The sequence below is a fragment of the Paenibacillus favisporus genome, assembly GCF_040545415.1.
In the GTDB taxonomy this organism is placed as follows: domain Bacteria; phylum Bacillota; class Bacilli; order Paenibacillales; family Paenibacillaceae; genus Paenibacillus_AQ; species Paenibacillus_AQ favisporus.
Window position 1 is genome coordinate 710,662 of sequence record NZ_JBEPLV010000001.1, and the last position, 19,956, is coordinate 730,617.

The window sequence follows — 19,956 nt, forward strand, 5'->3', positions numbered from 1 at the left end:
ATCAAGCAAGCTTCTCCAATGATCGCCATTCAAATAAGGAGAGATTGTGAATTTTGCAGGAAAATGTCGGAGCACTCTTGCATTCTTCCTTCGGAACCCCGAAAATGATAGAGAGGTATACATTTGTGGTATACATTAGTAGGGGGGAATTGGGAAGTGGTGTGGGGTGCTCCTTTTTCTGCACATGCTACAAAACTGCTGCTTCTGGGCAGCGGTGAATTGGGAAAAGAAGTAGTTCTCGAGGCTCAGCGTTTGGGCGTAGAAACCATTGCCGTGGACCGATATGAACACGCCCCTGCGATGCAGGTGGCCCATCGAAGCCATGTCATTGATATGCTCGATCCCGAATCGCTGAAGCGGATTATTCATCAGGAACATCCGGACATCATCGTCCCGGAAATTGAAGCTATAGCTACACAGGCTCTCCTTGAGCTGGAAGAGGAAGGGTACCGCGTCATTCCGACGGCTCGCGCCGCCCGGCTGACGATGGACCGCGAAGGGATTCGCCGCCTGGCTGCGGAAGATCTCGGACTTCCTACGGCGGATTATCGATTCGCCGACAGCCTGGAGGAGCTGCAAGAAGCGGTAGCCGTGCTTGGCACGCCCTGCGTGGTCAAGCCGATCATGAGCTCATCCGGTAAAGGGCAGAGCGTTTGCCGCACGCCAGAAGATGCGGAAGAATGCTGGAATGCAGCCCTGGAAGGCGGACGAGCGAAGAGCACCCGCGTGATCGTTGAAGCATTTGTTACGTTTGAGAGCGAAATTACGCTCTTGACGGTCCGCTCTGTGAGCGGAACCACCTTTTGCCCGCCGATTGGACATATTCAAAAGGACGGGGATTATGTAGAATCCTGGCAGCCTCATGTCATTAGTGAAGAGCAGCTGCGGGAGGCAGAGTCCATTGCCAAAGCCATTACAGACGAGCTCGGGGGATATGGCATTTTCGGAGTGGAGCTGTTTGTTACAAAGCAAGGCATCATATTCAGTGAAGTATCCCCGCGTCCGCATGACACCGGCATGGTGACCATGGTGACGCAGGATTTATCGGAGTTCGCCCTGCATGTCAGAGCGATTCTCGGACTTCCGGTTCCGTCGGTTGAACTGCTGACACCGGGAGCTTCGGCAACTTTGAAAGCGTTGAATGCAAGTACGAATTTTGCCGTCAGCGGTGTAGAGGAAGCACTGAGCCTTCCCCGGACACAGGTTCGGATTTTCGGCAAGCCTGAAACGAAGATCGGCCGGAGGATGGCGGTAGCGTTAAGCACTGACCCGGATATTCAGAAAGCACGGAACACGGCTAAGCAAGCCGCCAGTCTTTTAAAAGTGGAGGAATATGATCATGAACAGTAATTTGTCGGCTCCTACTTTGCTAATCCGCAAATCAAACTGCAATTGCGATCTGGAGTCTGTAACGGCGTTAATGCGCGAGCTCAACTATCCAACGACGATCAACGTTATGCGCGAACGGATGGAAGCCTCGGAAGACAATCCGAAACTGTGCACGATGGTGGCAGAGCTGGACGGAGAAGTTGTCGGCATGGTGGCGTTGAATCAGGTTCACTCCTATGCCACAGGCGAGACGGCGACTCAGGTATCCGCTTTGATCGTATCCGAAAAACACCGCGGCCAAGGGATCGGCAAACGCCTGATCCGCAGCAGCGAAGAATGGGGAAGAGCCCACGGCAGCCAGGTTCTGTTTTTGACGAGCGGCAACCGTGTGGAACGTGCCCCGGCCCATGCCTTTTATGAACATATCGGTTTTGATAAAGTCGGCTACCGCTTCATCAGAAAGCTGAAATAATACCGATTTCCAACATACCGGCCCCCCTGCAGAGGAGGGCTTTTTTCTATTTCCTTATCCTTAAGTACCGAAGTATTCTACAATAATGTTCAATATTTACAATACATATGAATTGATATACAATACGTGAGTGATATCTAGAAAGCGGTTACATTTTTCGACAATACCAATGAGGTCTGCGGCCGGAGAAGCCGATAATTCATGTTCTGACAAGTGTGAGTACAAATTTGGAACAGCCGAGGGATGAATGATGTATAAACTGCTGCTTGTGGAAGACGAAGAAGACGTCCGGGATGGGCTGGTCGAGGAAATCAGCTGGGAGCTTCACGGCTTTCAGGTGACGGGTACAGCCGAAAACGGCCGCGAAGCGCTGGAATGGATGGAAAAGGAGATGCCGGACATCGTCGTGACCGACATCCAAATGCCATTTATGAACGGCTTGGAGCTGGCCGCGTGGATCCGGGAGCATGCCCCGTCCACTAAAATCATTATTTTGACCGGATACGATGAGTTTGAGTATGCCCAAAAAGCGATTAAGCTGCAGATTGACGAATATGTGCTCAAGCCGTTTTCTTCCCGGGAGCTCGTGGATGTGCTGCTGAAGGTGAAGACGCATATGGATGCCGAGCGGGCTGAGAAGGAAAACGTCCAGCTGCTGATGGAGCATTACCGGAAAAGCATACCTGTACTCAGGGAGCTTTTTTTGTCTTCACTGGTGACCCGGAGGCTTACGCCTGAGGAATACATCGAGAAAGGAGCCAGTTACGGGATCAGCCTGGACGGACAAACCTTTATGGCTTCGATCATTCGTCCCGATCCAGTGCAGAGAGAACGGGATGTCCGGGAGGAGGCGGAGGATCCGGCATCAGCGCTGTCGCTAAAATACTCGGAGGACCGGTACCTGCTGCTGTTTGCCGTGTACAACGTGGCGGCAGAGATTTGCCAATTGCGGCAAGGGTTCAAGGCGTTTATTCACCATAACGACTGCGTTCTCCTGTCGGTGCTGCCCGATGCGGATGAGAGCGCGGCGGCGCAGCGGACGCTGGAGCTGCTGGAGGAAATCCGTCTGAACGTGAACAAATATTTGAAGCTGACCGTGACGGCAGGGGCCGGCTCCGTATACCGGTCGTTGGGCGACGTGTTCGATTCTTACGCGGAAGCGTCGCAGGCGCTGGACTATCGTCCTATTCTCGGCAACAACCGGGTCATTTGGATCGATGATGTGGAACAGCGGAAGGCGGATCCGCTCGTATTCGACAGCCTGAAGGAGCAGGAGCTCGTCCGGAGTATCCGCGTAGGCACGGCGGAAGAGCTGGAGGAGACGGTAAGGCGGATGTTTGACGGCCTGGAGTCGTCCAAGGTCAGCGTGCAGGACTGCCAGGTGTATATCATCGGCATGTTGACCACCGTCATCCGGGTGGCGAAGGAGTTCGGCATCGAGCTCGAAGAGGTGTTTGGCCGGGGATCGCTGCCGTTCGCAGATATGTATCATTATAACAATTTGCAGGAGCTTCGGGAGTGGATACACCGGGTGTCCTCACGGCTGATGATAACGATCGCGCAGGGAAGGCAGTCCGGATATAACCAGCTTGTAGAGGATGCCAAAGCGTATATTCATGAGCATTACCGGGAAAGCGACATTTCCATCAACAAAGTATGCCGGCATCTGCACATCAGCACCGGTTATTTCAGCAGCATTTTTAAAAAGGAAATGAAGATGACCTTCGTAGCCTACTTGCTGCATGTGCGCATGGAAGCCGCCAAGGAGATGCTGCGATCGACGTCGCTGAAAGCGTTCGAAATCGCCGAAACGCTTGGGTTTGCGGATCCGAACTACTTCAGCTTCTGCTTCCGCAAGAAATTCGGCATTACGCCGAAAGAATACCGCAGCGGCCATGGAGGAGGCGAATCGGCTTGAAGATTCCGCATCGTCGTCTGAAGCCCCGTGCACCGCGGCTTCCCATGTCCTTCCGGCTGCGGAGCATACAGACGATCATCACCGCGACCTTTGCCGGTATGACGGTGCTCGTCGTCATCCTGGTCAGCATCATGCTGTACAACAAATTTTCCAAGACGGCGGAGGAGAACGCCTACCTCAATATTCAGCAGATCATCGAGCAGGTCAATTACCACCTGGAGCTGTATGTCAAAGGAATGCAGGACATTTATGCCGTAGTCGAGCAGCAGATTGATCAAACGGCTGACATCAGCAGCGGGGTGCTCCGCGAGCAGCTGACCACACTGCTTCATACACGGGAAGACCTTGTATCCGTGGCGCTGTTTACGCCCGAAGGCCGGCTGGTGCTGGACATTCCGAATGCCGAAATGCGCCGGAACACCAAGCTGACCGAACAGAGCTGGTACGAATCGGCCCGGGAAGTGCCGCAGAAGCTGTCTTTTTCCCCGCCTCACATCCAAAATTTATACAAGGGCCAGTACAAGTGGGTCGTATCGTTAAGCCGCATGATCGAATACCGGGACCAGGGAAAAGTAAAGCGCGGAATTCTGCTCGTTGACGTCAACTTCCGGACGATTGATGAGCTGAGCCGCAAGGTGAGCCTTGGCAAACAGGGTTATGCCTACATCATCGACGAGCTGGGGAACATCGTCTACCATCCGCAGCAGCAGCTGATCTATGCCGGTTTGAAGTACGAAAATCTGGAGCCCGTATTTGACTATGCCTATGGCAGCTATATCGATAAATCGACTGGCGTGCCGCGGTATATTACGATCCGGACGGTACAGCCCATCGGCTGGAAAATCGTCGGGGTCGCCTTTCCGGACGAAATCGTGACGACCAAGCAGGACCTGAATCAGTTTATTTTCTGGTTTCTCGTGGTCGTCATTACGGCTGTGGTACTCCTCGCTGTCTTCATCTCGGCGAAAATATCCCAGCCGCTCCGCCGCTTGGAGCGGTCGGTCCAAAGCGTCGGACAAGGGGATTTCAGCACGCCGATTTACGTCAGCGGCGCTTATGAAGTGGTGCAGCTGTCCAAGCGGTTTAATTTTATGCTGCACCGCATCCGCCAGCTGATGGACCAGATCATTCACGAGCAGGAAGCGAAGCGGAAAAGCGAGCTGGATGTGCTTCAGTCGCAAATCAATCCCCATTTTCTCTACAATACGCTGAATTCGGTGATCCGGCTGGCGGAAAAGGGCAAAAAGGAAGAGGTCGTGACGACGATCACTTCGCTGTCCAAGTTTTTCCGGATCAGTCTGAGCAAAGGGAACACGATCATCACCGTGGAAGAAGAGCTGGAGCATGTGCGCCATTATTTGATCATCCAGAAGATCCGCTACAAGCATAAGTTCAATTATGAGATTCAGTGCGATGAAGCCGCACGCTCCTGCAGGACGCTGAAGCTGATCCTGCAGCCGATCGTAGAGAACGCCATTTATCATGGAATCGAGAAAATGCCGGACGAAGGCTGGATCTCCATCTCGGCGGCGGTTCAGGGAGAGCAGCTCGTCTTGACCGTCAAGGACAACGGGCTTGGCATGACCCCGCAGGTGATGGATCAGATTCTCAGCGGTAACCACCGCAGCAGCACCGGATCGGGTGTCGGCGTGAAGAACGTGAACGAGCGCATCCGGCTGTGCTACGGCAAGCCTTACGGTCTGCATTTTGCGAGCGAACTGGAAGAAGGGACAAGGGTTACGATCACGCTGCCGGCGGTATCGGACCGTGCGGAGGAACTGGAGAGGGGGATATCATGAGCTTAAGCCAAGGAATCGTCCGAGCAGCGCTGCTGCTTGCCATCTTGCTCCTCACGGGCTCTTGTTCCACGTCGCCTCCGAATCTCCGCGCCTCCGGCAAGCCGCGGACCATCGACATGATCGTCAAGATGAATCACGGCGACTACTGGAACACGGTGAAAATGGGCGCCGAGGTGGCGGCCAAAGAATTCAACGTTCAGCTGACGTTTAAAGCGCCTGACAACGAAAGCGATATCGACGGGCAAATTCGCCTGATGGATCAGTCCATCCAAAACAAGGCGGATGCCATCATTCTGTCTGCGAGCGACTACATGAAGCTGGCCCAGGTGACTGACCGCGCGGCCTATTACAAAATCCCGGTCATCTCGATGGATTCCGAGGTGGCATCGGCCCGGGTCAAAACGTTCGTGGGCACGAACAACTATGAAGCGGGCCAGAAGGCGGCGGAGCGGATGGTCGCCCTGACCGGAACGAACAGCCGCATCGGCGTGATGAATTTTGTGCAGGGCTCCAAAAACGGCGACGAGCGCGAGGAGGGCTTTATGGATTATATCGCCCGGTTTCCCGGGGTTCAGGTCGTGGCCGTGGAATACTGCCAGTCCAATGAGCAGCTGGCGCGTGAGCTTACCCGCAAAATGCTGAACGAGCATCCCGATATAAACGGGATTGTGGCGCTTAACGAAGTGGCGTCGATCGGCACCGGAGAAGAGATACAGGAGCTGGGGGCCGGCGGACGCGTGAAGCTGATCACGTTTGACAGCCCGGCGAAAGTGATGGAGCTGCTGCAGGAGGGGATCGTGCAGGCGACGGTCATCCAGAACCCGTTTAACAACGGTTATTTGGCTGTGCAGTACGCAGTTGAAGCGATGGAGGGCCTGGACGTCCCTGAGCGCATCGATACCAAATCCAAAATTATCGATCTCGACAATATGCTCTGGCCGGATAATCAGAAGCAGCTGTTTCCGTTTGTCCGCTGAGCTATTGGTGAACCGAGTGCCGCACCTCCGTAAGCGGCACTTTTTTTTGCGTTCTTCACCTCATTCTTCCCACGTCATGAGAATTTTCATAGAACACATGAGAATTTTATATTCGAATCTGCCCGCGGATACAGCATAATGTAAACGTATCCAAGAGAGATACGAGAGGCTCGTTAAAGAGAATATCAGGAGGTCTGTGAACGATGAAAAAAATCACTTCCGTCATCCTAGCCGGTGCGCTGCTGGGTACGGTCATGGCCGGCTGCTCGAACTCCGGCGACAAATCCACGGGGGCTTCGGGCGGCAGCGCCGACAGCGGCAAGGAGCCGTCCATCGGGGTAGCCATTTATAAATTCGACGATACGTTCATGACGGGTGTACGCAATGCCATCAAAACCAATGCGGAAGGCAAGGCAAAGGTGGATATTGTGGACAGCCAGAACTCCCAGCCGACCCAAAACGACAAGGTCGATCTGTTCATCACCAAAAAGACCGATGCGCTGTTGATCAACCCGGTGGACCGCACGGCAGCCGGTGTTATTATCGACAAAGCCAAAACAGCCAGCATCCCGGTCGTCTTCCTGAACCGTGAGCCGCTGCCCGAAGACATGAAGAAATGGGACAAAGTGTATTACGTCGGCGCCAAAGCCGAAGAATCCGGCACGATGTCCGGGGAACTGATTGCGGATTATTGGAAGGCCCATCCGGAAGCGGATAAAAACAAGGACGGTGTCCTGCAGTACGTCATGCTCAAAGGAGAACCCGGACACCAGGATGCGGAGCTGCGCACCAAGTACTCGATCCAGGCGATCGAAGACGCAGGCATCAAGGTCGAAAAACTGGCGGAAGACACGGCGATGTGGGACCGCGTGAAAGGGCAGGAGAAGATGGCTGCTTTCCTCGGTTCGCATGGCGATAAAATCGAAGCCGTTCTCGCGAACAACGACGACATGGCGCTTGGCGCGATCGAGGCGCTGAAAGCGGCAGGCTACTTCACGGGCACTAAAACGATGCCGGTTGTCGGCGTGGACGCCACGGCGCCGGCGCTTCAAGCACTGCAGGACGGCACGCTGCTCGGCACGGTGCTGAACGATGCGAACAACCAGGGCAAAGCTTCTGTGACGCTGGCCACGCTGCTGGCCAAAGGAGAAACGCCGACCAAGGAGAACGTCGGATTCGACATTACGGATAATCAATACGTGTGGATTCCTTACAAAAAAATTACCAAAGACAACATCGACGATGCGAAGTAAGCCGACAGGCTGGACTTAAACTAACCATCCCCGGAAAGGGCGGACGAGAAGCGCGGTCCGTCCTTTCCTATGGATGAGGGCAGGGAGCTGAAGTTATGGCTGAGCGTGAATTTTTACTGGAAATGAACCGGATCAGCAAAGAGTTTCCCGGCGTTAAGGCGCTGGACGGGGTTACGCTGCAGGTAAGGCCCGGTACGGTTCATGCCCTGATGGGGGAGAACGGTGCCGGCAAGTCCACTTTAATGAAATGCCTGTACGGCATTTATTCGCCGGACGCGGGCGATATTCTGCTGGACGGCAATAAGGTCCAGATTAACAATTCCAAGGATGCGCTGAACCTGGGAATTTCGATGATTCATCAGGAGCTGCACCCGGTGCCTTTTCGCAATGTGATGGAAAATATTTGGCTGGGGCGTTTTCCGACTAAAGGCGCGGGATTCATCCGGTTTATCGACCACAAAAAAATGTACCGGGACACGAAGGAGCTGTTCAAGCAGCTGGACATTGATATTGAGCCGGACGTGATGGTCGGCAAGCTGTCGGTATCCAAAATCCAGTCCATCGAAATCGCCAAGGCGGTATCCTTTCATGCGCGGGTCATCATTATGGACGAACCGACGTCGTCCTTGACCGGTGTGGAAGTCGAGCATTTATTCCGCATCATCCGCGACCTGAAGAAACGCGGGGTGGCCATCATCTACATCTCGCACAAAATGGAAGAAATTTTACAAATTTCCGATGATGTCACGATTATGCGCGACGGCAGCAAAATCGGCACGTGGCCGGCCAGCGAGCTGACCACAGAGATGATTATCGCGAAGATGGTTGGACGGGACCTGACACACCGGTTTCCGGAGAAGGAAAACGTGCCTGGCGAAGTGGTATTGAAGGTTGAGGGCGTGACTTCGCCCATCCCGAAATCGTTTAAAGACATTTCCTTTGAGCTGCGCAAAGGGGAAATTCTCGGCATCGGGGGCTTGGTCGGCGCCCAGCGCACCGAGCTGATCGAAGCGCTGTTCGGGCTGAGGGACATCGCCTCGGGCTCCATTTCCCTGAAAGGCAGGCCGGTCAAGATCAAGTCGCCGGAGGATGCGAAGAAGCTCGGTATGGCGCTGCTGACGGAAGAACGGCGGGTCACCGGCATCTTCTCCGTTCTGCCTGTTCACGAAAACGCGGCAATCGCCAATTTGGGCAGATACCGCAAAGCGTTGTTCCTGCTGGACGGCAAACGGAAAAAGAAGGAAGCCGATCAAATGGTGGAGAAGCTGCGCACTAAAACGCCGACCACCCGTGCGCTGATCATGAACTTGTCCGGCGGCAACCAGCAGAAGGTGCTGCTGGCCAGATGGCTTTTGACCGAACCCGAAATTCTGCTGCTGGATGAGCCGACAAGGGGGATCGACGTCGGGGCGAAGTTTGAAATCTATACGATCATCAAAGACCTGGCGAAGCAGGGGAAAAGCATCATCATGATCTCCTCCGAAATGCCGGAGCTGCTCGGTATGTCGGACCGGATTATGGTGATGTCTGAAGGGCGGCTGACCGGCATCGTGGACGGAAGCAGCGCCACGGAAGAAGAAATCATGCGTCTGGCCGCCCAGCATTAGGGAAAGCCGAAGGAGGAACTAACATGCTGAACACCAATAAAATCAACACAGGCAGGAGATTTCAGGGATTTGCCTCGCAGTATGCGATTTACATCGTGCTGGTGCTGCTGGTCATCGGGATTACGATCTACAATCCTTCTTTTCTGTCCGTAAACTCGCTGCGGGACATTCTGATCCAGTCATCGACGCGCGCCATCATCGCGCTTGGCGTTGCGTTCATTTTGATCACGGCCGGAACCGACTTGTCGGCTGGCCGAATCGTCGGCCTGACCGCGGTTATCTCGGCATCCATGCTGCAGAGCTCGGACTATGCTGCGCGTTTTTTTCCGAATCTGCCGCATCTTCAAGTATGGCTGCCCATTGTCCTGGCCATTATCGTCGGCCTGCTGTGCGGATTGGTTAACGGGCTGGTCGTCTCGAAGCTGAACGTTCCGCCGTTTATCGCAACGCTCGGCACGATGGTTGCCGTGTACGGCCTGAACTCGCTGTATTTTGATATGGAGCCGAATAACTCCCAGCCAATCGGGGGTTTGCGCAAAGATTTCACCGCGATCGGTACAGGATATATCGGCGAAGGGCAGTATTCCGTGCCTTATATCGTGCTGATCGCCATTTTCGTAGCGTTCATCGTCTGGGTCATTTTTACGAAAACGAAACTTGGAAAATACATGTACGCGATCGGCGGCAACATCCAGGCGGCTAAAGTATCGGGCATCAACGTCGCCAAGTACCTGATTTATATCTATGCCATCGCAGGCGCCCTCTACGGGCTGGCGGGAGTGCTCGAAGCCTCCAGAACCGGCGGCGCAACGAACAACTACGGGAATATGTACGAGCTGGACGCCATTGCGGCCTGCGTTGTCGGCGGGGTGTCGACCACCGGTGGCATTGGCACGGTGCCCGGCGTCATGGTGGGCGTGCTGATCTTCACGATCATCAACTATGGCTTGACCTTTATCGGCATCAGCCCTTACTGGCAGCTCATCATTAAGGGATTGATCATCGTAGCGGCCGTCGCTTTCGACATGCGCAAGTATGCTGCCAAAAAGTAATAGGCCATAAAGGAACCGATCTTCTCGTCATGCAAACAAGCTGCGGCATTTCATGCTGCGGCTTATTTGTGCTGGAGCTGGAGTAATTCGGCTGAAAGAAAGACGGATGGTTGATGTAAGACGGATTACCAATATTTGAGGCGTAGCCAGAAGAAACAAACATGTTACAATGTGAGGGTAGATTGTTTACAACTTTGTAACCTGTGTAAACGAAATCAACTTACGATATTTCACTGCGAAAAGGAGATGTTTGCAAGATGAAAAACAGAATGATGAAGACCATCGCCGGAGGAGCTTTCGCTGCCGTACTGGCTGCAGGACTGATCGGGTCCGGATCTGCATCAGCCGCTTCTGCCACCTCCGCTCCTCAAAAACAAGATCTCGGCAGCCTGCAGGCTTACCTGGAGCAGCTGCTGCAAAATAACGGCGGTTCTTTGAATTGGAACTTCGTGTACGAGCTGCCTTCCAATGGGCAAGTAAACGTACCGACAACGGGAACGGATAAACCAACGACGACCAAACCTTCCACGCCGCAAACAAGCAAGCCTTCGGCTCCACAGACGAGCAAGCCGTCGACACCAACGACTACGACGCCTTCGACTCCGTCCAACAACAGCGGAAGCAACACGGCGGACAAGTCCGGCTATGCCGCTCAAGTGATCAAGCTGGTTAACCAGGAACGTGCGAAAGCCGGTCTTGGTGCGCTGAAGGAAAATACGAAGCTGTCCGGCATGGCGATGGACAAAGCGAAAGACATGTACAGCAACAATTACTTTGACCACAATTCTCCAACGTACGGATCTCCGTTTGACATGATGAAGAAGTACGGCATTTCTTACAGCTATGCCGGCGAGAACATCGCCAAAGGCCAAAAGGATCCGGCTGACGTCATGAATGCGTGGATGAACAGCGAGGGCCACCGCGCGAACATTTTGAACAGCCATTACACCACGATCGGCGTGGCCTATTATAATGGGGTCTGGGTTCAAGAGTTTATTGCGAACTAATCATTCATATCATCTAAACAAAAAGGGTGCCCCATGGCCGTTCGGCAGGGGTACCCTTTAATTTTAAAAAAAGTTCGATCAATCCCTCGGGAATATGGAAAACCGTTTTTGGCCGGTGAGTCAGATGGTTACATACGAATTGAAAAAAGCAGAACCCGCATGCTTCAGCATACGAATTCTGCTTTGATGGGTTATGCAGGGGTCGAACCTGCGACCTGCCGATTAAGAGTCGGCTGCTCTACCAGCTAAGCTAATAACCCGCGTCGTCTAACAGGGAATATTATAACTCCGTTTCTCCTCAATATCCACTATGTTCACAAAATCGACAAAAACGACTGACGCTAAAACCGGGAATATGGCATGATTTGCAAATTGCCGGGAGAAGTTTTATGTTTATGTACATAACGTTTACGGAAACGACCGTTCAGATTGATCTGTGGAGGGATTATGTCTTGAGTTCATCGAAGTGGATTTGGCGGATTATCGGCATTCTGTCCATCGCGGCAACGCTCCTCCTCATCGCCGGCTTCGCTTATGCGGTACAGGATATCAACCATCCCCAAGGCAGCAAGCTAAACCTGTCGGCTCCTTCCGCCCAACCCGAAGGAACGGCACCGGGCAATATCGATCAGAAAAAGGAACTGAAGGCTGCGGTCATCGGCGATTCCTTGGCCAAAGGAACAGGCGACAGTACCGGAAGCGGCTTCGCGCGGCGAAGTGTAACCAAGCTTGCGGAGGCTACAGGCAAGAAAGTGACCCTGCTGAACAATCTTGGCATTAACGGGCTGACCACATCCGGACTGCTACCGAAGCTGAAGGAACAAGGGACCCGATACGTGCTCGGTGAGGCGGACATCATCCTGTTGTCCATCGGGGGCAATGATTTGTTCCAGGGGGCGGATTTGCTGTCAGGCAGCCAGACCGGTACCGCGACCAACGACGGAGAGGCTGCGGATCTGGACCCTGATGAGCTGCTGGAAGCGCTGCCCCAGGCGAAGAAACAGCTGCAGCAAATTTTGGAGCAAGTCCGGAAGATCAATCCGGGTGCGCTCATCATTTACGTCGGGCTCTATAATCCGTTTGGAGACGTGAAGGATCTTAAAGTGGCCGGTAATCAGGCCGTTTCGGAGTGGAACAGTGCTGCGCTCACGGTCATCAATAAATATGACAACATGACGCTTGTTCCGACGTTCGACCTTTTTCAGCACCAATTGAACAAGTATTTGTCGACGGACCATTTCCATCCGAACGATCAAGGATATGAGCGGATTGCCGAGCGAATTGTACAGGGAATGTTGTGAGAAAGAAGCGGGAAAGGGGCGTCAGGCGCGCATATGTCTGAAGGAAGCATCTTGAAATCTCAGGATGACGTCGTTCTGTCGGTGGAGCATGTGAAGAAGAAGATCGGACGGAAGTGGATCATTCACGATGTCACCTTCGACGTTCGGGAGGGCGAAGTGTTCGGCTTTCTGGGCCCGAACGGAGCAGGCAAAACGACGACCATTCGCATGCTGGTGGATTTGATCAAGCCGACCAGCGGTACCATCCGGGTGTGCGGATACGACGTGAACAAAAATCAGGAGCAGGCGCTCCGGTTTGTAGGCTCGATCGTCGAAAACCCGGAGGCGTATACTTATTTGACAGGATGGGAGAACCTCGAGCATTTTGCCCGGATGCAGCGCGGCATAGACCGTCAGCGTATCCAGGAAGTGGTTGACATCGTCAGGCTCGACCAGCGCATTCATGACAAGGTCAGCACGTATTCGCTCGGGATGAGGCAGCGGCTTGGAATCGCCCAAGCCCTTCTGGGACGGCCCAAGCTGCTGATCCTGGATGAGCCGACCAACGGGCTCGATCCGAAAGGAATCAAGGAGCTGAGACAGTTTATCCGTCAGCTGGCCGATGAAGGGCTCGCCGTATTTGTGTCCAGCCACCTGCTGAGCGAAATCCAGCTGCTGTGCGACCGGGTGGCTATCATCAGCAAAGGGCGCGTACTGGCCGTGGGTCCTGTTGAAGAGCTGGTATCGGAAAATGCCCAATATGTCATATGGGATCTCTCTTCCGTGGGAGAAGGCAGGTCCTTACTCAGCCGGCAGGCAGGCGTAGAGGTGATTACGGACGCCGAAGAGGTGCTCGATGACGCCATCATCGCCGGCATGGGGCAGGAAGCGATCGTGACCCGGATGGACGAACAGCATGTCGCCTCCATCGTCAGACAGCTCGTTTCAGCAGGGATTGAAGTCAAGGGCGTGCATAAAATTAATCCGACTCTGGAACAGCTGTTCCTCAAAATGACGGAAGGTGAGAGCATTGATTAACCTGCTTCCGCTGGTCAAAAACGAAACGATCAAAATCATCAAAAAGAAACGGTTTTATGTCGTATTGCTGATCCTGGTCGTCCTGGTGCCCATGTTCACCTACGCCCAGATGCGCTCGGCCGAACGGACACGCGATAAGTTTCACGGCGATTGGCGGCTTGAAGTTCAGCAGCAGATCACCGATAATGAAAATTCACTCAGCAGCGACCGCGTTCCGGACGAATGGAAAAAGTTTCGGAAAATTTTTATCCAGCAGCTGCAGTATTACCTAGACCATGACGTGAACCCGAACGAGCCGAACGGCGTCACCTTTACCCGCGAGTTTCTGGACAACTCCATTTCCTTGTTCATACCTCTGTTGGTCATGGCGATCGCCTCGGATATCGTATCGGGCGAGAGGACATCGGGCACGATCAAAATGCTGCTGACCCGGCCGGTCAAAAGGTGGAAGGTGCTGCTCAGCAAATTGATCGCGCTGGTCATGTACAATTCGTTAATCGTCGTGGCGACGGTCATCATCACTTATTTGATTTCGGGCGCGGTATTTGGCTACAAAGGCTTTACGATTCCGGTGTTCACCGGCTTTCTAATCCGCGGCTCGGAGGTGGATATGTCCGCCGTTCATGCCGTTCCGCAGTGGGAATACCTGCTGATGCAGGCGGGTCTAGCCTGGTTCGTCAGCCTTGTCGTCGGGGTGCTCGCATTTATGGTATCCGTGCTTGTCCGAAGCACCGCCGCCAGTATCGTCGTCATGATGGCTGCGTTGATTGCCGGCTCAATATTGACGAACATGGCGTCCGCATGGAATAGCGCCAAATATTTATTTATGGTCAACCTGCAGCTGACCAATTACCTGTCCGGCACGCCGGCGCCAATCGAAGGCATGAGCTTGACGTTTTCCCTCATCGTGCTGACGGTTTGGGGGGCTGCTGCGACTGCAATCTCTTTCCTTGTCTTTACGAAAAGGGATATCTTGAATTAAAATGGACAAGGATAACAAAACATCTGTTTGCATTTTGGATGAAATTCATGAAATTCATCCTACATAAAGATACACAAAGGGGGAGCATGAATGGTCGAGCAGATCGATATGTTTGCAGAGTCATCAAAGGGCGGCCCGAACGGCCAAACCGGATACGATGCTGACGACATTCAAGTGCTCGAAGGCCTGGTTGCGGTTCGCAAACGGCCAGGTATGTATATTGGCAGCACCAGCTCATCCGGACTTCATCATCTGGTATGGGAAATTGTTGATAATGCTGTAGACGAGCATTTAGCCAAATACTGCACGAGAATCGATATTACGGTACACAAAGACGGATCTATCACCGTTCTGGACAACGGGCGGGGGATACCGACAGGAATGCACAAGACGGGTATCCCTACGCCGCAGGTCGTATATACGATCCTGCATGCCGGCGGCAAATTTGGCGGATCGGGTTATAAGAAGTCCGGCGGTTTGCACGGCGTAGGCGCATCGGTGACCAACGCGCTGTCGGAATGGCTTGAGGTGGAGATTTACCGGGAAGGCAAGATTCACCGGATGCGTTTTGAATATTGGCAGGACAAGAACGGCAAGGAGCACGTCGGCGAGCCGGTGACCGGCCTGGAAGTGCTGGGCAATACGAACAAGACCGGCACCAAGGTGACGTTTAAGCCTGACGCTCGTGTGTTTCAGGGCGGTATCAACGTAACTTACGATACCCTCGCCGAACGGCTTCAGGAAATTGCGTTCTTGAACTCCGGGCTGCGGATCGTCCTGAAGGACGAGCGTGCGGACCGCCAGGACGAGTTTTTCTATGAAGGCGGGGCCAGCCAGTTCGTCGAATTCCTGAACGAAGGCAAAGACGTCATGCATGACGTCATTCACTTTTACGGGGAAAAGGAAGACGTCGAGGTCGAGGTCGCCCTGCAGTATAACGCAGGATATACCGAAACGATCGCCTCCTTCGTCAACTCGATTCCGACTCGCGGCGGCGGTACGCATGAAACAGGCTTTAAAACGGCCTACACACGGGTGATGAACGATTATGCCCGCAAAAATCACCTGCTGAAAGAAAAGGACAAAAACCTTGAGGGGAACGATCTGCGCGAAGGCATGATGGCGGTCATCAGCGTTAAGATGGCCGAGGTCGAATTCGTGGGCCAGACCAAGGACCAGCTCGGCAGCGCTTCCGCGCGGAGCACCGTCGATGCGGTCGTGTCGGAGAAAATGCAGATTTTCCTTGAGGAAAATCCGCAGGTGGCCCAGACGCTGATCAAAAAGGCGATCCAGGCCTCCAAAGCGAGGGAAGCCGCGCGGAAAGCGCGCGACGATATGCGCAGCGGCAAGAAGCGCAGCGAAAGCTCGAATCTGGGCGGCAAGCTGGCGCCGGCGCAGTCGAAGGATTTTACCCGTACGGAGCTGTTTGTCGTGGAAGGGAACTCTGCGGGCGGATCGGCCAAGCAGGGCCGCGATTCCAAAATCCAGGCAATCCTTCCGCTGAAGGGGAAGCCGATGAATCCGGAGAAGGCGAAGCTCGCCGACATTATGAAGAACGAAGAATACCGGATGATCATTTCCGCCATCGGGGCCGGCATCGGCAACGAGTTTGAAATCGAAGACAGCAATTACTCCAAAATTATTATTATGACCGACGCAGACACGGACGGAGCGCACATTCAAGTGCTGCTGCTGACCTTTTTCTACCGTTACATGAAGCCGCTGATCGATGCCGGAAGAGTGTATATCGCTCAGCCTCCGCTGTACAAAATTACGCGGAAGTCCGGCAAGCTGGAGACGATCCGTTATGCATATAACGACGAGCAGCTGCAAAACTATTTAAAAGAATTCGGTAAAAACTACGAGCTTCAGCGCTACAAGGGACTGGGCGAGATGAACCCCGAACAGCTGTGGGAAACGACGATGAACCCGGACACCAGAACGCTGCTGCAGGTGCAGATCGAGGATGCCGCCAAGGCCGAACGGCGCGTCTCCACACTGATGGGCGACAAGATTGATCCGCGCAAGCGCTGGATCGTGGAAAACGTGGACTTTAGAGAGTTCGAGGAATAGAAGGTGAATGGATGAGCTTATCGGAACAATTTTTACCGGCCTTTCTGGAGGAGGTCGTCGGCGACCGCTTTGGCCGGTACTCCAAATATATTATTCAGGACCGGGCCATTCCCGACGTGCGGGACGGCCTGAAGCCTGTTCAGCGCCGGATTCTGTACGCGATGTACGATTCGGGCAACACACCGGATAAACCTTACCGTAAATCCGCCAAAACCGTCGGGGACGTGATGGGTAACTATCATCCCCACGGGGATGCGTCCATCTATGACGGCATGGTCCGGATGGCCCAGCCTTGGAAGATGGGGCATGTGCTTGTGGACGGTCACGGCAACTGGGGTTCGATTGACGATGATCCGGCCGCAGCGATGCGGTACACGGAAGCCCGCCTGTCGCCGATCGCCATGGAGCTGCTGCGGGATATTGAGAAGCGCACCGTGCAGTTCAAGGACAACTTTGATAATACCGCCAAGGAGCCGGTCGTTCTTCCTTCCAGGTATCCGAATCTGCTGGTCAACGGGGTCAGCGGCATTTCCGCGGGTTTTGCAACCGAGATTCCGCCGCACAACCTGCGCGAGGTGATCGACGCATGCATCGCCGTCATGCAGAAGCCGGAAATCGAACTGGACGAAATTATGACCTTTATCAAAGGGCCCGATTTTCCGACGGGCGGCCTGATCATGGGTGGCGACGGCATCAAGGAAGCGTACCAGACGGGCAAGGGACGGATTTATCTCCGTTCTAAAGCGGACATCGAGTTTCTGCGCGGCGGCAAGCAGCAAATCGTCATTACCGAAATTCCGTATCAGGTCGTCAAATCGCGACTGGTGACACAAATGGAGAATATTCGACTCGAGAAAAAAATCGAGGGAATTTCGGAGGTTCGTGACGAAAGCGGCCGCGAAGGATTGCGCATCGTTGTCGAAATCAAGAAGGAAGCGGATGCCCAGGGCATTCTGGCGTATCTGCTTAAGAAGACCGACTTGCAGGTGACGTACAACTTCAACATGGTCTCCATCGTCAACAAGGCGCCGCAGCAGCTTGGACTGAAAGCGATGCTGCAGGCCTACATCGAGCATCAGCGCGAGGTCGTGACGTACCGGACGCAGTTTGATCTCGAGAAGGCGGAGGCGAGAGCCCATGTGCTCGAAGGTCTTGTCAAGGCGCTGAACATACTGGACGAAGTCATCGCGGCCATCAAGGCTTCCAGCAACCGCCAGGATGCGCAGAACAACCTGCAATGGATGTTCGGGTTTACGGAGCGTCAGGCCGATGCGATTCTGACCTTGCAGCTGTACCGTCTGACCAACCTGGAGATCACGACGCTGCAGAAGGAGCTGGACGAGCTGCATAAGAAGATCGCCCAGTACCAGGCGATTCTGGAGAGCGACAAGAAGCTGATCGCGCTGATCCGCAAGGAGCTGCTCGAAATCCGCGACAAGTACGGTGTGGACCGGCGCTCTTCGATCCAGGGCGAGGTTGAGGAAATCAAGGTCAACCTGGAAGTCATGGTCAGCTCGGAGGATGTTCTCGTAACTCTGTCCAACGATGGATACATCAAACGGACGAGCATGCTGTCGTTTACGCGTTCCGGCGGGGAGCTGGACAGCTCCGGGGTGAAGGAAGGCGATTATGTCAACAGGGTGCTGGAGGTCAACACGCTGGACAATCTGCTGATCTTTACGCAGCGAGGCCAATTCTTCCTGCTGCCGGTGCATCAGGTGCCTGAGTTCAAGTGGAAGGACCCGGGAACGGCGATCGTCAACGTCATCAACCTGGCGAAGGAAGACGAGATCGTCGGGGCCATCCCTGTCAACAATTTTGATCAGCCGGATAAATCGCTCGTCTTCGTGACCCGCAAGGGCCAAGTGAAGCGGACGGAGCTGAAAGAATACATGACTAACCGCTCCAGCGCGGTTGCCGCTTGCAAGGTCGGCAGCGACGATGCGGTCCTGTCGGTGACGATGAGCAATAACGACAAAGACATTTTGCTGGTCAGCAAGGACGGCATGAGCATCCGCTTCAAGGAGCAGGAGGTTAATGCGATGGGCCGCGTATCCGCCGGAGTGCGCGGAATTCAGCTCAAGGAAGGCGATGAGGTCGTATCCGCCCTGTGGGTAGAAGAGGACGAGGGCGAAATCCTCACCCTGACGGATCTGGGCTACGGCAAACGGACGCTGCTGGCGGACTATCTGCCGCAGAGCCGGGGCGGCAAGGGACTTGCTACGTTCGAGTTCAAGGAAGGCAAGCGGGTGAAGCCGAACGGAACCCGCATCGCGGGAGCGTTTTATTGCCGCGAGCCGCTTGAGATCACGGCCATAACCCAAGCCGGCCAAAGCTTCAGCTTCAATTCGGAGCAGGCGCCGCTCGCCGAGCGGAAATCGATCGGCAAGCTGCTCGTGCATGTAGAGAAGAAGGACGAGATTGTCGATTTGCTCGTGACCGGCTCTGAGCCGAGCCGGACGGAGTCCAAATCATAAAAATCAATAGCTGAAAGGGCATCCCGGGCTGCGGGATGCCCTTTGTTTTTAACCGAAAATTTTTAAAAATTTCGTGGCTCCCCGAAAAGGTTCTAAATGGGCACGGGAAGGCCATCGGAGCCGCGTTATAGGGGATGTTTTTCCTGTAAATTTACACAGTTTTCACGAACCAAGCAAAGAAATTTTTCATGGTGAAGAAGGAATTGCTTTAAATTGCGCGAAACTTAATCATGTAAATCATGGCGATTACAAGATACTGAGCGAAAGGAAGGATATACAGTGCAGACTTCCGAATTTGCGAAAATGTGGTCTAAACTAAGCAAAGATTACAAATTACATATGGAAAACGAGCTCGCCCCGGCCCTGACGGAGTCCCAGCTAACCGTGCTTGAAGTGCTGAGCGATCAGGAACGGATGAAGCCTTCGGACTTGACCCCGCTGCTGGCGACGAGCCCTGCCGCGGTCACCATGCTGCTGGACCGTATGGAGAAGAACGGGCTGATCCAGCGTGAGCGGGATTTGAATGACAGGCGGATCGTATGGGTGTCCATTTCGGAAAAGGGCAAGAACGAAGTGCTCCGCGGTCTGCAGATCCGCGATGCGTTCCTGTCCGGCGTGCTGAGCCGAATCTCACTTCACAACCAGCAGCTGCTGGTGTATCTATTGGGCAAAATCACGGCCTAAACCGGCCC

At 54.0% G+C, this 19,956-nt stretch carries 15 protein-coding genes and 1 tRNA gene; 15 read left to right on the forward strand and 1 reads right to left on the reverse strand.

Annotation, left to right across the window (positions count from 1 at the left end; genetic code table 11):
* Nucleotides 1–159 precede the first annotated feature (159 nt).
* From purT to ABID47_RS03495, 9 genes are all read left to right on the forward strand, one after another.
* Nucleotides 160–1,350: a formate-dependent phosphoribosylglycinamide formyltransferase gene (purT, locus tag ABID47_RS03455; RefSeq protein ID WP_354495702.1), complete on the forward strand. Its 1,191-nt coding sequence runs from the start codon at nucleotides 160–162 to the stop codon at nucleotides 1,348–1,350.
* The gene (locus ABID47_RS03460; RefSeq protein WP_354494921.1) at nucleotides 1,340–1,801 is read left to right on the forward strand and encodes a GNAT family N-acetyltransferase; all 462 of its coding nucleotides are present in this window, start codon (nucleotides 1,340–1,342) and stop codon (nucleotides 1,799–1,801) included. Before purT ends, ABID47_RS03460 begins: the two co-directional genes overlap by 11 nt.
* A 247-nt stretch (nucleotides 1,802–2,048) precedes the next feature.
* On the forward strand, nucleotides 2,049–3,719 hold the full coding sequence (locus tag ABID47_RS03465; protein WP_354494922.1) for a response regulator: 1,671 nt from the start codon (nucleotides 2,049–2,051) through the stop codon (nucleotides 3,717–3,719).
* Between the two features lie 44 nt (nucleotides 3,720–3,763).
* Nucleotides 3,764–5,518 (forward strand): sensor histidine kinase, encoded by a 1,755-nt coding sequence (locus tag ABID47_RS03470; RefSeq protein ID WP_354495704.1) that lies wholly within the window; start codon nucleotides 3,764–3,766, stop codon nucleotides 5,516–5,518.
* Nucleotides 5,515–6,495: a substrate-binding domain-containing protein gene (locus tag ABID47_RS03475; RefSeq protein ID WP_354494923.1), complete on the forward strand. Its 981-nt coding sequence runs from the start codon at nucleotides 5,515–5,517 to the stop codon at nucleotides 6,493–6,495. The genes ABID47_RS03470 and ABID47_RS03475 overlap by 4 nt, the downstream gene beginning before the upstream one ends.
* 203 nt (nucleotides 6,496–6,698) lie before the next feature.
* Nucleotides 6,699–7,748, forward strand: a complete 1,050-nt coding sequence (locus tag ABID47_RS03480) for a galactose ABC transporter substrate-binding protein (protein ID WP_354494924.1) — start codon at nucleotides 6,699–6,701, stop codon at nucleotides 7,746–7,748.
* Nucleotides 7,749–7,843: 95 nt separating this feature from the next.
* Nucleotides 7,844–9,355, forward strand: a complete 1,512-nt coding sequence (locus ABID47_RS03485; RefSeq protein ID WP_354494925.1) for a sugar ABC transporter ATP-binding protein — start codon at nucleotides 7,844–7,846, stop codon at nucleotides 9,353–9,355.
* Between the two features lie 23 nt (nucleotides 9,356–9,378).
* On the forward strand, nucleotides 9,379–10,407 hold the full coding sequence (gene mglC / locus ABID47_RS03490) for a galactose/methyl galactoside ABC transporter permease MglC (protein ID WP_089547997.1): 1,029 nt from the start codon (nucleotides 9,379–9,381) through the stop codon (nucleotides 10,405–10,407).
* Between the two features lie 257 nt (nucleotides 10,408–10,664).
* Nucleotides 10,665–11,414, forward strand: a complete 750-nt coding sequence (locus ABID47_RS03495; protein WP_076170958.1) for a CAP domain-containing protein — start codon at nucleotides 10,665–10,667, stop codon at nucleotides 11,412–11,414.
* Nucleotides 11,415–11,601: 187 nt separating this feature from the next.
* Here the strand turns inward: ABID47_RS03495 and ABID47_RS03500 are convergent.
* Nucleotides 11,602–11,674: transfer RNA gene (locus ABID47_RS03500), tRNA-Lys, on the reverse strand.
* A gap of 129 nt (nucleotides 11,675–11,803) precedes the next feature.
* Here ABID47_RS03500 and ABID47_RS03505 point away from each other — a divergent pair.
* The 6 genes from ABID47_RS03505 to ABID47_RS03530 all read left to right on the forward strand — a co-directional run bounded on the left by ABID47_RS03505 (nucleotide 11,804) and on the right by ABID47_RS03530 (nucleotide 19,948).
* Nucleotides 11,804–12,715 carry a GDSL-type esterase/lipase family protein gene (locus ABID47_RS03505; RefSeq protein WP_354494926.1) on the forward strand — a complete coding sequence of 304 codons (912 nt, stop codon included), beginning with the start codon at nucleotides 11,804–11,806 and terminating at the stop codon, nucleotides 12,713–12,715.
* Between the two features lie 33 nt (nucleotides 12,716–12,748).
* A complete protein-coding gene (locus tag ABID47_RS03510) occupies nucleotides 12,749–13,732 on the forward strand; it encodes an ABC transporter ATP-binding protein (protein ID WP_116229761.1) in 984 nt (327 codons plus the stop codon).
* Nucleotides 13,725–14,714 carry an ABC transporter permease gene (locus ABID47_RS03515; protein ID WP_354494927.1) on the forward strand — a complete coding sequence of 330 codons (990 nt, stop codon included), beginning with the start codon at nucleotides 13,725–13,727 and terminating at the stop codon, nucleotides 14,712–14,714. The genes ABID47_RS03510 and ABID47_RS03515 overlap by 8 nt, the downstream gene beginning before the upstream one ends.
* 90 nt (nucleotides 14,715–14,804) lie before the next feature.
* Nucleotides 14,805–16,787, forward strand: a complete 1,983-nt coding sequence (parE, locus tag ABID47_RS03520; protein ID WP_076170964.1) for a DNA topoisomerase IV subunit B — start codon at nucleotides 14,805–14,807, stop codon at nucleotides 16,785–16,787.
* A gap of 11 nt (nucleotides 16,788–16,798) precedes the next feature.
* Nucleotides 16,799–19,264, forward strand: a complete 2,466-nt coding sequence (gyrA, locus tag ABID47_RS03525) for a DNA gyrase subunit A (protein WP_354494928.1) — start codon at nucleotides 16,799–16,801, stop codon at nucleotides 19,262–19,264.
* 279 nt (nucleotides 19,265–19,543) lie between these two features.
* The gene (locus ABID47_RS03530) at nucleotides 19,544–19,948 is read left to right on the forward strand and encodes a MarR family winged helix-turn-helix transcriptional regulator (RefSeq protein WP_076170968.1); all 405 of its coding nucleotides are present in this window, start codon (nucleotides 19,544–19,546) and stop codon (nucleotides 19,946–19,948) included.
* Nucleotides 19,949–19,956: the final 8 nt, after the last annotated feature.

What these genes read in the sequence shown, in the direction of transcription:
- gyrA (WP_354494928.1), top strand. Translation starts at nt 16,799, where the DNA reads ATGAGCTTATCGGAACAATTTTTACCGGCCTTTCTGGAGGAGGTCGTC.
- ABID47_RS03510 (WP_116229761.1), top strand. Translation starts at nt 12,749, where the DNA reads ATGTCTGAAGGAAGCATCTTGAAATCTCAGGATGACGTCGTTCTGTCG.
- ABID47_RS03485 (WP_354494925.1), top strand. Translation starts at nt 7,844, where the DNA reads ATGGCTGAGCGTGAATTTTTACTGGAAATGAACCGGATCAGCAAAGAG.
- ABID47_RS03465 (WP_354494922.1), top strand. Translation starts at nt 2,049, where the DNA reads ATGATGTATAAACTGCTGCTTGTGGAAGACGAAGAAGACGTCCGGGAT.
- ABID47_RS03480 (WP_354494924.1), top strand. Translation starts at nt 6,699, where the DNA reads ATGAAAAAAATCACTTCCGTCATCCTAGCCGGTGCGCTGCTGGGTACG.
- mglC (WP_089547997.1), top strand. Translation starts at nt 9,379, where the DNA reads ATGCTGAACACCAATAAAATCAACACAGGCAGGAGATTTCAGGGATTT.
- ABID47_RS03470 (WP_354495704.1), top strand. Translation starts at nt 3,764, where the DNA reads ATGTCCTTCCGGCTGCGGAGCATACAGACGATCATCACCGCGACCTTT.
- ABID47_RS03495 (WP_076170958.1), top strand. Translation starts at nt 10,665, where the DNA reads ATGAAAAACAGAATGATGAAGACCATCGCCGGAGGAGCTTTCGCTGCC.
- ABID47_RS03475 (WP_354494923.1), top strand. Translation starts at nt 5,515, where the DNA reads ATGAGCTTAAGCCAAGGAATCGTCCGAGCAGCGCTGCTGCTTGCCATC.
- parE (WP_076170964.1), top strand. Translation starts at nt 14,805, where the DNA reads ATGGTCGAGCAGATCGATATGTTTGCAGAGTCATCAAAGGGCGGCCCG.
- ABID47_RS03505 (WP_354494926.1), top strand. Translation starts at nt 11,804, where the DNA reads ATGTTTATGTACATAACGTTTACGGAAACGACCGTTCAGATTGATCTG.
- ABID47_RS03460 (WP_354494921.1), top strand. Translation starts at nt 1,340, where the DNA reads ATGAACAGTAATTTGTCGGCTCCTACTTTGCTAATCCGCAAATCAAAC.